The organism is Desulfotruncus arcticus DSM 17038 (assembly GCF_900113335.1).
Lineage (GTDB): Bacteria > Bacillota > Desulfotomaculia > Desulfotomaculales > Desulfallaceae > Desulfotruncus > Desulfotruncus arcticus.
The window spans coordinates 33,515-48,982 of sequence record NZ_FOOX01000004.1 but is presented as its reverse complement, the minus strand read 5'-3'; the positions used below and the strand labels follow the sequence as shown (position 1 = coordinate 48,982).

Sequence of the window (15,468 nt, the reverse complement as noted above, 5' to 3'; positions counted from 1 at the left end):
CAAAGTATGCTCAACTGGATTAAGAGAATAATTATCTGCACCGCGTTATTGGGTCTGGTCAGCGTAGGGTGGCCCGGGAGCACCGCTGCCGGTATTACCGTAGAGGGCAGTATCCATTACGGTGCCAAGAAACAACTGGCTCCCGGAGTAGTTTATTACCCGTTTTCGACCAATAATTGGTCCGGACAGCCGGTAACAGGCCACATTACGGAAATCAAGCCCGGCGAAGACTTGCTGGAAATCAGGCCGGCAACGGGAAATGATGCACTGGGAGGCAGAGAAACAGTGAGCAGCCTGGCCGCCCGGCACGGCGCCGTGGCAGCGGTGAATGGTGGTTTTTTTGACGGCGGCAGCGGTAACCCCATCGGGGGATTGGTGGTAGACGGCCAGGTGCACTATTACCGGGATCTGCTCCGCACCTCTGTCGGCTGGACCGGCGAGGGCAATTTTAAATTTGGCTATTTTATGCCCGAGGTCGAGGTTTTAACAAACCGGGGCAGTATTGCCGTAACAGGTTATAATCAACTGCCCGGGACCGACGAAGTGACGCTGTTGACGCCCCTGCGAAGCGGCGGCATCAACCCGCCGTCGGCCAATATCGTAGTGTTACAAAGAACGGAGGACGGTACGTTCAAAGTTGTGGACAAGCAACCGGGCTCCGAAAATTACGTACTGGTTTTCGGCAGCATGCAGGCGGCTTTGGCCGCTTCCTTCCAGTCGGGAGACGACGTTCAAATCAATTCCAAATTCGGCCCCGGTCTGGAAGGCATCGAGCATTTGGTAACCGGTGGGCCGCTGCTGGTACAAGACGGAGTACCCGTTTCCCAGGCCGTTAACGAAGGTTTCCGGGGCGGGGTGTTGTCGTCTAATGCGCGGACTGCCATGGGAGTCAAGGCCGACGGGAATATCCTGCTGGTGGTGGTGGAAAAACTGCAAAGCGCCGGGGATAACAGTACGTCTACCCCGCAAAAGGCCAACCCGGGCGGCAGTGCCGCTGCCAACACCAGCGCAGGACTGACGCCGGACGAGTTGGCCTGGCTGATGGTCCGCCTGGGCTCGGTACAGGCGGCCGCCCTGGATGGCGGCGGTTCCAGTGCCATGTGGGCGGATGGCAAGCTGGTAAGCAAACCCTCCGACGGCAGTGAAAGAAAAGTGGCCAACGCGCTGGTGGTGCTTTATCAGATACCCACCTACCTGGATGAGCGGAGGGTCTATTTCGATGCTCCCCCCTACCTGGAAAAAGGGCGTACCTATGTCCCCCTGCGCGGAATATTCGAACTTTTGGGTGCTACGGTAAACTGGGACCCGGATACCAAGACCGTAGATGCGGTACGGGGTGAACGATCGGTTAGCCTCACCATCGGCGAAAATGAAGCCCGGGCGGACGGTAAAACCATAATCCTGGATGCCGTGCCCCGAACGGTGAACGGACGCACCATGGTCCCCCTCAGGTTTATCGGTGAATCGCTGGGAGACCGGGTGATTTGGCAGAGTAACCCCAAAGCCGTTAAAATCTACAGCACCGCAGAGAAAATGTAAATCACCTTTGATCCCATCATTTTTATGGGAAGTTTCTTCTTTTAAATACATTACGTGCGGGTGATTCCAACGTTTAATGAAGGTAGGATTCCCCGCCTTCTGAACATAAAACCTTACAGGAGGAGGATCCTGATGTTGATTAGTAAAATATTCGTCCCAAACTTAATTAAAAAAAGCAAATTATTTATACCGGCACTTTTCGGCCTGGCCCTGCTGGCGGGCGTGCCGGGCCTTCCCGCCGCAGCGGAACAAATTTCACCTGCGGAGCAGGAAAACATCTCTATCGCTGCCGGAACAATCAACCGGGAATATGTCGACACAAGTACCGTCAACCATCCGTTATTTGTCGACCCGCTGGAAAACGGGAATTACCTGGTTAGCCGGGTGGGCTTTCAGGAACCTTCAGTGCAGGAAATCGACCCTGCGGGCCGGGTGGTCTGGTCCCTGGACGGCGTGCAGCCGGTTAGCGCAAAGCGGCTGCAAAACGGAAACACGCTGGTGGCCGACTCCGGGGTGCCGGGGCTGCCGTATGTGCCACGAGTACTGGAGGTTTCCCCAACCGGCCAAGTGGTATGGGAGCACCGTTTCAATTCTCTGGCCGAGTCACCCCGTTACGCGGAGCAACTGACCAACGGCAATGTTCTGGTGACCCTGCCCTTCATGATCGTGGAACTGGACAAACAGGACCGGGTGGTATGGTCATACGGCAGCTACAAACCGCTGCCTTCGGATAGCGCTGGTTACCTGGAGCAGCCGGTCATGGCCGCAGGCCTGGACAACGGCAACGTACTTGTAGTGGACCGGGGATTGGCCGGGGGCCGGGTTCTGGAAATAAACAGAAACAAGCAGGTGGTCTGGCAGTTCGGCCGCCGGCAAGCCGGTGCGAAATTAGAAACAAATCCGGAATTCTTGGCGGCGCCTTCCAGCGCCCGCCGTCTGGAAGACGGCTATACCCTGGTTACCGATTTGAATACACACCGTTTGTTGGAAATCAATGAACAAGGCCACATAACCAGGACACGGGATTGGTCCGCCGCTTTACAGGGCTACCCGGTGATGAATACCTGGCAGGCTGTTCCGGCGCAGGAAAAGCTATTGCTGGTACTAACTCTCACCAGCTCCCAATCCCGCATTCTTGAAGTAGCTACCGGCGAAATATCTGATTAACAAATCGCCAAGCAACTTTTATAGATGTGAAGATAGTGAGCTGTTATCTTTCATATTTTCGATTAAAGATTGGCCGGTTCCCAAGAGACTTTATAACCCGGCAGTTCTATAATTTTATATTTTACCAAGAAGGGACTATTATAATGAACATTGAACCGGTAGTAAGTATTCATAATCTTACAATGAGTTATGGCACCAAAGAAGTACTGAAAGGGATTAGTCTTGAGATATACGGGGGACAGGTTATCGGATACATAGGACCCAATGGGGCGGGAAAAAGCACCACTGTTAAAATCATGCTTGGGCTGGTGGATGGGTACAGTGGTAGAATCAAAATCTTTGGCGAAGATATCTCCAGCGGCAGCGTGGAATATAAAAGGAAAATAGGCTACGTGCCTGAAACAGTGGAAATATATGATAACCTGACAGCATATGAATACCTTACATTTATTGGAGAAGTTTACGGCCTCGATTTGCATCAAGCCAATAACAAAGCCAAAAAGCTTATGTCCATGCTCGGCATAGAAGAAGTTTACCACGCCAGAATCTCGTCCTACTCCAAGGGTATGAAGCAAAAGCTGCTGATTATTTCCAGTCTTATCCATAATCCTGATATTTTGTTTTTGGACGAACCCTTAAGCGGGCTGGATGCAAACAGTGTAATGATTGTCAAAGAAATTTTGGCGGGGTTGGCGGCCCTGGGTAAAACCATATTTTATTCTTCACACATTATGGATGTGGTGGAAAAAATCAGCAGCAGAATAATCTTGATTAATGATGGGCAGATCGTTGCCGACGGAAGCTTTGACGAGCTTAAGGAAAAGAGCAGTAAGGGGTCGCTTGAGCAGATATTCAACCAATTGACCGGCTTTAACAAACACAAAGAAATCGCGCATGAATTCATTAATGAATTACAGGAGTTTAACAGATGAAAGATTTCATAGTCCTTAAATTAATTGACTTTTTCAGTTTCTTTTACCGGGTTATGGGAGTTAATTACCCGGTAATGAGAAAAATTTTGCAAATTAAATTACTGATGGACCGCAGAAAAGTACCTGCAATACTGGTTAATAATAAAAATGATAATAGAGAAAACACTTTCAATACAGCTTTATTGACCTATGGAATTATAGGTATTTTTTTTATGATTTTAATTTTCCTTCCTGTACCCCTTTTCTTTAAAATGAATCTTATCATCGCAATGATTATATTTATGGTTGCGATGACTATGGTGTCTGACTGTTCTACTGCATTGCTGGACACAAAGGATAAGTCTGTCTTATTATCAAAACCTATAGATGCCAAGACTGTAAATGCCGCTAAAATAACTCACATAATTATTAATTTATTAACCATTACTTTTATCATGGCCGGGCCTTTGTTAATAGTAGGAGCTTTAGTACAGGGCCCGCTATTTGCTGTTATACTATTTTTTGAGTTGTTACTTGTCTCAGGTTTTATTCTTTTCTTTACCACCTTTCTCTATTTCTTCATTCTTTTATTTTTTGATGGTGATAAGCTTAAGGATATTATTAATTATTGTCAAATCATTTTATCGTTGGCAATAACAATTGTCTACCAGTTTGTTGGCCGCATATTCAATTTTATGGACTTAAATACGGGTTTTGTTTTCAAATGGTGGCTATATCTGCTTCCTTCCGCCTGGTTTGCAGCGCCTTTTAGTTTGCTTCTGGAGAACAGGCTGCAAAGCCACCTTATTTATTTAAGTCTTATGGGATTGCTAATTCCGATTTTGCTTTTGATAATATATTTTAAGGTCGCAGTTACCTACTTCGAGAAGAGCTTACATAAACTTGACCAGGTTGCGGCCAGGAAACGCAAAACAGCGGAAAACAGAGCTGTTAAATCTAAAAAGCTGCTTAATTATATTATTCCCAACAGTTCTGAAAATGTCTTTTGCAGATTTTCTCAAAATATGATTTCCAGCGAACGGAATTTAAAGCTGCGGCTATTTCCCAATCTTGGCCTTGCGGCATTTTTGCCCATAATTATGCTGGTAAATCCATTGATCGGCAAAGATTCGCAGCATGAAGTACTGTCAGACATAGCTCAAGGACCGTTTTACCTGGTTATTTATATCACTGTTTTAATTCTTTCTACAAGCATATTGACCATAAATTCAAGCGAAAAATATCAAGGGGCATGGCTATACAAAGCTTTGCCCGTGGAGTCACCAGGCGTCATACTCAGGGGAGCGTTATTGGGTTTTGTATTGAAGTATCTCATCCCGGTATATTTGTTTGTATGCTTATTGTTTGCCATACCTTACGGCATTAGTCTACTGCCGCATGCACTATTGATATTTTTAAACATGCTTTTATTAATCATTTTGCTTTTCCGGCTATCACCCAAAAAACTGCCGTTCAGCAAAGACTTTCAAAATGCCCAAAACATTAAGTTTGAGGTTGTCTTGGGTTCATTTGCCTTCTGCGGCATTTCCGCGGCGTTACATTACGCGTTAAAAGATGTTTACCTTGGATTATTTATCTATATGATAACAATACTTTTTATTGTTGTTAATTCATGGAAAACAAGTGCTAATATTGCCTGGAAAGATGTTCTTTAATCTCTACGATAAGTGCAGCCATTATGAGGCCCCGCTAGCGCCATAAACAGACCCCCTTGCACGCAAGGGGGTCCGGTAGTCAATCTGTAAAAATCTTAACCCTTAACTCAGCTCTGGCTATTTCCATTCTTTCCTGCAGCATACTGAGCAAAACCTTAATATCCGTCGAGTTTATAATTTCGGCTTTTTTGTATTGCAAAATCTCTACCAAAGCGTATTCCACCTCATCGGGATGATAACCGTATGAGATTAATCGTTGGCGCAATTCGTCTAATTTCATGCTTTCTCATCCTGTTATCCAAAATACAAACAAATTATTACCTATTTCAAGTATTATTGAGTATTTAGTTGGATTTGTAAATGGTCAGCAAGTCCTAATGCAATAGGACCATAGTCTGATTCGTCCTGAATTTTTACCCATAGAATAGTTCAAATTCAAAAAAGCTTTCTGGCGGCAGTTATACCAGCCCCCTTGGATGCAAGGGGGCTGGTTAGTGCTTAAACTTTTAAATAAGTTACCTTTTCCTTGACCCGGCCGCCAAATCCGGCTAATAATACGCCTAAGCCAGTCGGCAGCGCAGCAACCGCCAGAATGACCAACCAGTGTCCCAAACCTAGCGGAACAGTGTGGAATATAAAATTCAAGAACGGCAGATAAGTTACGGAAACCTGTAATAACATTGAAATCAACACCGCCCCAACCAGGTGGGGGTTGGTGAACAGTCCGATATCCCTGATACTGACATGTTCGGACCTGCAGGCAAAAACATAAAACAGCTGCAGGAAAACCAGGGTATTAAAAGCCATCGTCCGGGAAAGCTCCAGATTGCGGCCTTCAATAAAGGAATAACCAAACACTAAAAGCGTAAGCACTGCTATCATCGAGCCACTGCCTAATATACGCAGCCCCAAACCGTGGGAAAAGATGCTTTCACCCGGATCACGCGGCGGGCGGCGCATGATATTACGATCTATGGGATCCACACCCAGCGCCATAGCCGGCAGGCCGTCCGTTACCAGGTTCATCCATAAGATTTGAATGGGCAAAAGCGGCAGCGGCAATCCCCCCAGTACCGCTAAAAACATTACCAGCACTTCACCAACATTGCACGACAACAGATAGCGGATAAATTTGCGGATATTTTCATAGATGCCCCTGCCTTCTTCGACTGCGGCAACTATTGAACTGAAATTGTCATCAGCCAGCACCATGGCCGATGCTTCCCTGGTGACATCTGTGCCGGTTATACCCATGGAAATGCCAATGTCGGCTTCTTTTACGGCCGGCGCGTCATTTACACCGTCGCCGGTCATAGCTACAACATGCCCGTTGGCCTTTAGGGCTTTAACGATACGGAGCTTGTGGCGCGGCGAGACCCTGGCGTATACGTGGGTGTTCTCTGCCAGGCCGGCCAATTCTTCGTCACTTAACTTTTCTATTTCCTCTCCGGTTAGCGTCCGGCCGTCACGCCCGGCAATATCCATCTCGCGGGCTACCGCCTGGGCGGTAAGCTGGTGGTCACCGGTAATCATGGCTACTTTTATCCCGGCCCGCCGGCACGTATGCACAGCACTGACGGCAGCGGGCCTGGGCGGGTCGATCATTCCGGCCAGTCCGACAAAAACAAGGTCACGCTCAACCTCAGCCAGATCACCGCCCTTGACATTAAAACCGGTCGGCAGCTCATGGTAGGCCAGGCCGAGAACCCGTAGGGCATTTTCCGCCATATCTGAATTGGCGGCCAGTATCCTTGAACGTTCCCGGTTGTCCAGCGGGACCGGACGGCCTTCTTTTAAATAGTGAGTGCACAGGCCCAACACCACATCGGGTGCCCCTTTAACCAGAGCCTCTTTTTTACCGTTTTTGTCACCGCAAATCACTGTCATTCTTTTTCGTTCCGAATCAAAGGGAATTTCAGCCAGCCGCAAATCCTGCTTTTCCAGCCTCTCCCGCCAAAATCCGGCTTTGGCGGCCATAACCATCAGCGCCCCTTCGGTAGGGTCGCCGTTAATCTGCCAGGCAACACTGTTTTTCCCACCGTTTTTTCTGAATAAACCTCCGATGGAAATACTGTTTCTGAACAAAACGGAGTTATTACACAAAGCTGCGATATACATCATTTTATTTAAGCCAGCCTCAGTTGATCCCCGCAGCTCACCTATAAATTTCCCTTTGGGATCATACCCCTCACCCGTTACTTCCAGTTCACCGCCGGCAACATATACCCGTCTGACTGTCATTTCGTTTTGCGTCAGGGTGCCTGTTTTATCCGAACAGATAAAAGTTGCACAGCCAAGGGTTTCCACTGCAGGCAACCGCCTGATAATGGAGTTTCTCCTGATCATCCTTTGCACGCCGATAGCCAGAGCCACCGTTACAATGGCCGGAAGGCCTTCGGGAATTGCCGCAACTGCCAGGCTAACCCCGGTCAGGAACATCTGGTACACCGGTTCCCCCCGCTGAATACCCGCCACAACAACCAGGGCACAAACGCCCAGACAAAATGTCACCAAACCTTTACCCAACTGGGCCAGTCTCCGCTGAAGCGGGGTAGGCTCATTTTCGGCCTCCCTGATCATCCCCGCAATTTGTCCCATTTCCGTGGCCATTCCAGTGGCTACAACAATACCTTGTCCCCTGCCGCGGGTTAAGATAGTACCCATAAACACCATGTTGCCGGTGTCGGCGGGACCAACTTGCCGCTCCTGGGTGTGGGTGTGTTTTTTTACAGGAGTTGACTCTCCGGTTAATGTAGCCTCAACAGCCTCAATATCAACAGTGTGTGTCAGGCGAATATCCGCAGGGACCCTGTCGCCGGCTTCCAAAATAACGATATCACCCGGAACAAGCTCGGCAGCCGGAATTTTTTTCTCCAGGCCCCCCCGCATTACCCTGGCCTCCGGCGCGGTAAGCTCACTTAGCGCCTCCATGGAGCGCTCGGCCCGGTATTCTTGCATTACTCCCAGCACGGCGTTAAGCAATACAATAATAGATATAGTGACCGCATCCGACCACTCTCCCAGAAACCCGCTAATGGCAGTGGCTGCCAAAAGCACCAGCACCATAAAGTCCTTGAACTGGTTTAAAAACATCTGCCACATCGCTACGTCCGGGCCTTTTTCGAGCATGTTCAGCCCGATCCGCGCCAATCTTGTCCGGGCTTCACGGTCACTCAGCCCTTTAGAGTTGTCCACCTCCAGGCGCAACGCTGTTTCTTCAGCGCTTAATGTTGGCCAGATTCCAGGCATGTCCTCACCCCTTGAAGAAAATTACATATTTTTAACAAACATATTCAAATAGAGATGAAATAATTACCATTTTTTTAACCGTTAAACCGTTAGGGGTCTCCTATTTACCTGGATCATTATGGGTGGTATACTAGGAGGTAATTTGTGTAAACGGAGGACTTGGACCATGCCATTTGACGGTCTTTTTTTGCATGGTATATGCAAAGAATTAAATGAAAAATTAAATCAAGGCCGAATCGAAAAAATTTACCAGCCTATTCGCGATGAAATAATACTGATCATATCCAAACCCGGCAGTAAATATCGGCTGCTGCTCAATGCTAATGCCATTAATGCCAGGGCTCACATCACATCAGCCGTTCGGACCAACCCAACCGCACCCCCGATGTTTTGCATGCTGCTGCGCAAGCACCTGGAGGGTGGAAGAATTGTTGGTTTTTTTCAGCAGGGACTGGACCGGGTGCTGGATATTAGAATCGATACCAGGGACGAAACGGGTCAACCAGCTCAGAAATCGTTGTTCTGTGAAATTATGGGGCGCCACAGCAATATCATCCTGGTAGCAAGAACAGATCATACCATCATAGACGGCATCCGCAGATATACCCACGCAGTCAGCCGGCACCGGGAAGTGCTGCCCGGCCGCCGGTACATTGCCCCGCCCGGCCAGAATAAAGCCAATCCCTTTGATTTAACGGAAGAGCACTTCAGGGAACTGGTCATGGGAGATGATTTGGACGAACCGCTGGCAATTGCAATTCAGAAAAAACTGGATGGGTTGAGCATTCCTACCTGCCGCGAAATTATAGAGCTTGCGGGGCTGCCTGCGGATTTGGTGCTTAACCACTGCGGCGAGCACGAATTGCGGATGCTGTGGCAGTCACTGCAGCAAGTTTTAGAAGCAAGTAAGGCCGATGCAATCAAAACCACTTTGGTTTATAACCCGCAGGGCTGTCCGGTTGAGTTTTTTCCCATGCCGGTTGTGCCTAAGGACAATGTTAAATATTCCTACCAGGCAGCCAATGAAACAGCCGACAAATTTTTCTCCGACAAAGCCGGACGGGAAGAACTGCGCAAACAAAAGGCTCTGATCCTGGACCGGATTAAAAAAGAAAACAAAAGGCTGAATAAAAAGCTAAAGCTGCAGCAGAAAAGTGTGCTTGACGCTGAAGAAGGCGACCAGTACCGCCTTTACGGTGAATTACTCACTGCCAACCTGTACAGGGTCGAGCGGGGTTTAAATGAAGTGGAACTGGAAAATTATCACGACCCGGAATTAAAGACAATAACTATCCCTTTGATCCCGGAACGCTCCGGAGCAGAAAACGCCCAAAACTACTTTAAAAAATACAATAAAGCAAGGAATACCCTGGTGGCGGCTCAAAAAATGGCTAATCAGACCTCTGAGGAATTGCAATATCTTGAAGGTGTGGCAACCGCGGTGGAGTTGGCTGAAAACGCCGAAGAGTTGGGAGAAATCAGACAGGAGCTGGTGAGTCAGGGGTATTTAAAAAGCCCTGCCGCAGTGCAGGGTAAAAAACAGGCCAAAGCCAGGCAGCCCAAGTTGAAACCGCTGGAATTCACATCCAGTGAAGGTTTTACCGTTTTAGTGGGAAAAAATAACCGCCAAAATGACACTTTGACCTTAAAAACCGCCGAAGACACCGATATCTGGCTGCATACCTGTAAAATACCCGGCTCGCATGTAATCATCCGCGCCGGCGGCAGGCCGGTTCCGGATCAAACTCTGTTGGAGGCGGCAGCCCTGTCCGCTTACTACAGCCGCGCCAGGGAATCATCCAATGTTCCGGTTGACTACACACTGCGCAAGCATGTAAAAAAACCAAACGGGGCCAAACCCGGCTATGTGATTTACGAAAAGCAAAAAACAGTTTATGTTGACCCGGGAGTCCCGGGAGGCAAGAATTGATTTTCATATAATTACATATTTTAATCCCCCGCTTCATAAACTCTAACAAGATAAGATACAAGGAGGTTTTTGAGAATGCCTGATTTTGGCAATCCATTTTCCGGCTTGGCAGCGGGGCGCACACTAAGTAACGAAGAACTGGTCCGGGCTATCCGGTTTATGGTAGCTGCTGAGTATGAAGCCGTCCAGTTATACATGCAGCTGGCGGAATCTACTGATAATAAGCTGGCCCGAAAGGTGTTGAAGGATATAGCTGATGAGGAACGGGTTCATGCCGGTGAGTTTTTAAGGCTTCTTTATGAATTAGCACCTGATGAGGCGAAGTTCTATGAAGAAGGGGCCCGCGAAGTTGAAGAAATGATTGATGCTATGAAAGATGTTTGATCGGCAAGCGTGTTGTTAGGTATAAGCTTTACAAGTTTACCAGCCATCATACCTGGGGCTATTTTTGAAATATTTTGGGGGGTTATGTATTGGCGCTAAAATTCACATCAACGCATAACTTCCTATTTACATAATGAGTTGAATAAGCTTTTTCTATAGCGGGATTATTGCTTTTACTGAACCGCAGTAATGTCTTTTTCCCTTTTCCCCATTTTGTGTACACCGTTATTGAAGGCTTTAGGTTATTTTCCCGTGCAAATTTCTTCAGTTCTTTCATCGCTGTCCCCAACTTGCTCAAGTTAGCCCGACATACCCTCTCTAAATATGGGATTTTTCCCATTCTCCAATCTTCATAGTCCTTTTTTGATAACATTCCCATCCTCATTAACAGATCAACCGGGGAAATGACAATCTCAGCAGCTAAAATTTCAGCAGCGGTCCTTCTGACCTTTTTCCTCAGCTTTTCATTATTCACAAACAAGAGACCTTCCTTTAACTGGTTTTATATATGATATCATAAAATACGAAGACTATTTACCAACTGGGAGGCATTAATGGGAAATAAAATAAATTTTTGGTCATTCGTTCTTTCTTGGTTATGTTTGATTCTTTTTTTTATACGTGGTGCTTCGTCACATCTTAAAAATATAATAATAGCCTGGACAGGTATACACCCTTTGATATTTATTTTATACCTAACTTTAATTGTATTTATATTGAGTGTCTTTGGATTTTGTGGTATTAGCAATTGGGTCACAGCTATCAGAAGCTTTTTTACCGCTATACTATGTTCAGGATTATTAATTATTTTAACCTATACTATACTTATTGGAGCATTGTTTGAATTACCGTAACTATCAGCATGTTACTGCCACACCCTGAGTACGGTCAATTATAATCCCAAACTGTTTTTAGTTTATTTAATTGCAACTAAACAAACTAAATGTTATAATGCCCGAAAGGAGCGTGATGCTACATCAAAGAGCAGGAACTTCAATTCATAGAAGAACTGGGGCTGTTAATGGAAAATTCAGGCGCGACCAAGACCCTGGGCCGCACCTTTGGCTACCTGCTGCTGGCCGATCAGCCCCGGACTCTGGACGAGATAGCCAAAGATCTGTTGTTCAGCAAGGCCACGGCATCCCTCACCGTCCGCCAGGGACTGGTTATGCGCATATTTGAAAAGGTGAGCATCCCCGGAGAACGCAAAGCCCGTTACTGTGCCAATACACAGTCCTGGATCAAAGCCTCGATGGAAAAGGCCGGTGAAATGAAAACTTGGGCGGAATTAATCGACCGGGGGTTGAGTTGTGTCCCGCCCCAATGCCGGGAATCCAGGGAAAACCTGCTGGTATTGAAAGACTACTTTAGTTTTATCAACTGGTATTTATCAGACATATCGGTTCAATATGAGCGCTGGAAGAAGGATGAGATTGACGAATCCTCGGAAAAACCATGAAAGGCGTGCGGACATGACCAATAATGCACTGATGCGTTTGAACCGCGTGACCAGAACCTACCACATGGGAGAAGTGACAGTTAATGCCCTGAAAGAAACCACCTTGGATGTGTACCAGGGTGAAATATTAGTAATCCTGGGTCCCAGCGGCTCCGGGAAGAGCACTCTGCTTAACATTATGGGGGGAATGGACCTCCCCACCACAGGAGAGGTGTTTTTCGATAAACATAATCTCGGACTGGCTAATGACAATCAGTTAACCAGTTACAGAAGAAATGAAATTGGCTTTGTATTTCAGTTTTATAATTTGATACCTGACTTGACTGCCAGGGAAAACGTAGAACTGGCCGCCGACCTGGTGGACGGGCCTCTGGCTGTCGCCGATGTACTGAGAGACGTGGACCTGGCCGACCGGATGGACCATTTTCCCTCCCAAATGAGCGGCGGTGAACAGCAACGGGTATCCATCGCCCGGGCGGCGGTGAAAAACCCCCGTCTGCTGCTTTGTGACGAGCCCACCGGCGCCCTGGACTACCAGACCGGAAAACTCATCCTGGCTCTGCTGGTGCAAATCAACCGGGACAGGGGCAGCACCGTGGTTATCGTTACCCACAACACCCCCATCGGGGACATGGCCCACCGGGTGATACGCATGAGAGACGGCGCCATAGCCGAGATCAGGGAGAATGCCTCCCCCCTGTCACCGGAAAGGATTGAGTGGTAATGAGCGCTCTATACAAAAAATTATGGCGCACCATCGGCAAAACCAAGGGGCAGTTTATAGCCGTAGCGGCGGTGGTTACGGTGGGTATAGCCGTTTACATAGCCATGACCACCGCGTACTTCAACTTAAACGAATCAAAGGAGAAGTTTTACCGGGATCATAATTTTGCTGATTATTACTTCCAAGTGGTCAAGGCCCCGCAGCAGGTGACCAAACAGATTGAAACCATACCCGGAGTAACCGGAGTAACCGGGCGTATCCAAAAAGACGTTACCCTGGTCAACGATTATAACAAGCGGGCTACCGCCCGCCTAACCAGCTATTCCCTGCCCATTGAACAAGAAATCAACAACCTGCAGCTGCTCACCGGCCGGTTTTTTGCCGAAGAGACAGTGACTGGCAGGCCCGGAGAGCAACCTACCCGGACCGGTGATATCGAGATCCTGGTGGACCCCCAGTATGCCGAAGCCAACCACCTGGACTTCAACGACACCGTCACCATCGTGGCGGAGGGAAAGACCGTGCCCCTGACCATGGTGGGCACCGCCACCGGGCCGGAATTTATTTATCTGATGAAAGACGCCGCCACCCTTTTACCCGACCCCAGGTCCTTCGGCATCATTGCCATGTCCCGGGAAAGGGCCCAGCAGCTATTGAACTTGCAAGGGCAGGTGAACCAGGTACTGGTCACTCTGGCCCCGGGCACCGACGCTGAAAAGGTGGCGGAGCAGGTAAAAAGCATACTGGAACCCTACGGCAACCTGGCCGATTACCCGCGCAAGCAACAGCTCAGCAACGCCATGCTGGAGGGTGAACTGGACGGCCTAAAAGCTTCTTCACGTTTTATGCCCGCCATTTTTTTGGGCATTGCCGCCGCCATCCAGTTCGTCATCCTGGGACGCCTAGTCCGCTCCCAGCGCCTGCAAATCGGAGTCATGAAAGCCCTGGGCTATAATAACAGGCAAGTTATCCTTCATTATACCGGTTATTCCGTCCTGGTGGCTTTATGCGGCGCCGTAATGGGAACTCTGCTGGGCCTTGCCCTGGCCTCGGTCATGTCCCAGGCTTATGCCATATACTTTAACCTGCCGGCAACCATTGGGGCTGTGAACACCCAGGCCATCCTGTACGGTATCATCCTCAGCCTCGGGGTAAGCACCCTGGCCGGCTTGACCGCATGCCGCAGCGTGACTGCCATCAACCCCGCGGAATCCATGCGCTCCGAGCCGCCCAAAGGTGGTGGTAAAACTCTGGTTGAGAATCTGTCATGGCTCTGGCACCGGCTGGATACCTCCTGGAAGATGAGCATCAGGTCCGCCGCCCGGAACCGCAGCCGCTTCGCCATCACCATGGTAGGTGTTGTTTTTGCCGTGGGCATGCTGGTGGTGTCCCTGTTTACCATTGACGCTGTGGACTACATGATTGAATCTCATTTCCACCAGAGCCAGCGTTACGACTACCTGATCCGCTTTACTTCACCGGTGAAGGAAAACGAACTTTTGAATATAAATCGTATAGCGGGCGTGAATAGAGCGGAACCCCTGCTGGAGATACCGGTAAAAATCAAGTTTAACGGTAAAAACGAAGATGATTCCATCACCGGACTAGAACCCGGAACCACTTTAAAAAGACTGCGGGACCCCCGGGAGCAGCCCGTTGAAATACCCGAAGAAGGCCTGCTCGTCAGCCAGAGGACGGCGGACAGGTTGGGAGCCAAGGTGGGCGATACGGTGGAAGTGGAAACCTTGCTGGGCATCGGCCCTGCCAGGTACGCCCAGGTTAAAATCGTGGGTATCAACAGACAGTTGGTGGGGGCAGGTTCCTTCGTCTCCCTGGATCAGGCCAACCTCATTCTGCAGGAGAGGCAGTTGGCATCCGGTGTTATGCTGAAAATGGACCCTGCTTTTACCGCACAGCTGGAAGAGGAACTGGAGGACATGACCGCCGTTTCATCCATCCTCAGCCGCCAGCAGGAACTGGGCAATTTCAACCAAAACATGGACGCCATGGTCTACTCAATCTCTATTATGGTCATTTTCGCCCTGCTGCTGGGCTTCGCCATAGTGTACAACTCTTCGGTCATCAGTTTCTCAGAACGGCAGCGGGAACTGGCCTCTTTGCGAGTGCTGGGCTTTACGATAAAGGAGGTCTCCGGCATCCTGCTGAAGGAAAACCTGCTGCAATCCCTGCTGGGAGTAGCCCTGGGCCTGCCCTTCGGCTACCTGATGGTTAAGGGCTACATCAGTGCGGTAAGCACGGACCTGTTTACCATGCCGGTAATAATCTATCCAACCACTTATATATATTCTGCCCTGGGTGGTTTTTTCTTCATCATAGTGGCCCACCTGCTGGCTGTCAGGGGTGTCCGGCAGCTGCAACTGGTGGAAGTATTAAAGAATAAAGATTAAATTAGGAGTCAGGAGACAGAA

13 protein-coding genes are annotated in these 15,468 nt (G+C 48.7%); 10 read left to right on the top strand and 3 right to left on the bottom strand.

Annotation, left to right across the window (positions count from 1 at the left end; translation table 11 throughout):
• Window positions 1-6: 6 nt before the first annotated feature.
• From BM056_RS06805 to BM056_RS06790, 4 genes are all read left to right on the top strand, one after another.
• The gene (locus BM056_RS06805) at window positions 7-1,539 is read left to right on the top strand and encodes a stalk domain-containing protein (RefSeq protein WP_165613413.1); all 1,533 of its coding nucleotides are present in this window, start codon (window positions 7-9) and stop codon (window positions 1,537-1,539) included.
• Window positions 1,540-1,671: 132 nt separating this feature from the next.
• Entirely contained in the window at window positions 1,672-2,706 is a 1,035-nt protein-coding gene (locus tag BM056_RS06800; RefSeq protein WP_092470042.1) for a PQQ-binding-like beta-propeller repeat protein, read from the top strand.
• Window positions 2,707-2,849: 143 nt separating this feature from the next.
• Window positions 2,850-3,638, top strand: coding sequence for an ABC transporter ATP-binding protein (locus BM056_RS06795; RefSeq protein WP_092470040.1), 789 nt, complete (start codon window positions 2,850-2,852; stop codon window positions 3,636-3,638).
• Entirely contained in the window at window positions 3,635-5,293 is a 1,659-nt protein-coding gene (locus tag BM056_RS06790; protein ID WP_092470038.1) for a hypothetical protein, read from the top strand. The genes BM056_RS06795 and BM056_RS06790 overlap by 4 nt, the downstream gene beginning before the upstream one ends.
• A gap of 79 nt (window positions 5,294-5,372) precedes the next feature.
• Here the strand turns inward: BM056_RS06790 and BM056_RS06785 are convergent, their stop codons facing one another.
• The gene (locus tag BM056_RS06785) at window positions 5,373-5,573 is read right to left on the bottom strand and encodes a hypothetical protein (RefSeq protein WP_092470036.1); all 201 of its coding nucleotides are present in this window, start codon (window positions 5,571-5,573) and stop codon (window positions 5,373-5,375) included.
• Between the two features lie 218 nt (window positions 5,574-5,791).
• Window positions 5,792-8,542, bottom strand: coding sequence for a calcium-translocating P-type ATPase, SERCA-type (locus tag BM056_RS06780; RefSeq protein ID WP_092470035.1), 2,751 nt, complete (start codon window positions 8,540-8,542; stop codon window positions 5,792-5,794).
• A gap of 166 nt (window positions 8,543-8,708) precedes the next feature.
• Between BM056_RS06780 and BM056_RS06775 the strand changes: the two genes are divergently transcribed.
• Together BM056_RS06775 and encB are read left to right on the top strand one after the other, a co-directional pair.
• On the top strand, window positions 8,709-10,472 hold the full coding sequence (locus tag BM056_RS06775) for an Rqc2 family fibronectin-binding protein (protein WP_092470033.1): 1,764 nt from the start codon (window positions 8,709-8,711) through the stop codon (window positions 10,470-10,472).
• A 75-nt stretch (window positions 10,473-10,547) separates the two neighbouring features.
• A complete protein-coding gene (gene encB / locus BM056_RS06770; RefSeq protein ID WP_092470032.1) occupies window positions 10,548-10,856 on the top strand; it encodes an encapsulin nanocompartment ferritin-likeEncB family encapsulin nanocompartment ferritin-like cargo protein cargo protein in 309 nt (102 codons plus the stop codon).
• 82 nt (window positions 10,857-10,938) lie between these two features.
• Here the strand turns inward: encB and BM056_RS06765 are convergent, their stop codons facing one another.
• On the bottom strand, window positions 10,939-11,331 hold the full coding sequence (locus BM056_RS06765) for a hypothetical protein (protein WP_092470030.1): 393 nt from the start codon (window positions 11,329-11,331) through the stop codon (window positions 10,939-10,941).
• 79 nt (window positions 11,332-11,410) lie between these two features.
• Here BM056_RS06765 and BM056_RS06760 point away from each other — a divergent pair, with 79 nt between their 5' ends.
• The 4 genes from BM056_RS06760 (at window position 11,411) to BM056_RS06745 (ending at window position 15,447) form a co-directional block, all read left to right on the top strand.
• The gene (locus BM056_RS06760) at window positions 11,411-11,710 is read left to right on the top strand and encodes a hypothetical protein (RefSeq protein ID WP_092470029.1); all 300 of its coding nucleotides are present in this window, start codon (window positions 11,411-11,413) and stop codon (window positions 11,708-11,710) included.
• A 167-nt stretch (window positions 11,711-11,877) separates the two neighbouring features.
• A complete protein-coding gene (locus BM056_RS06755; protein ID WP_092470027.1) occupies window positions 11,878-12,315 on the top strand; it encodes a GbsR/MarR family transcriptional regulator in 438 nt (145 codons plus the stop codon).
• A 13-nt stretch (window positions 12,316-12,328) separates the two neighbouring features.
• Window positions 12,329-13,039 (top strand): ABC transporter ATP-binding protein, encoded by a 711-nt coding sequence (locus tag BM056_RS06750; RefSeq protein WP_092470026.1) that lies wholly within the window; start codon window positions 12,329-12,331, stop codon window positions 13,037-13,039.
• Window positions 13,039-15,447, top strand: coding sequence for an ABC transporter permease (locus BM056_RS06745; RefSeq protein ID WP_092470024.1), 2,409 nt, complete (start codon window positions 13,039-13,041; stop codon window positions 15,445-15,447). The genes BM056_RS06750 and BM056_RS06745 overlap by 1 nt, the downstream gene beginning before the upstream one ends.
• The last annotated feature ends 21 nt before the right edge of the window (window positions 15,448-15,468 follow it).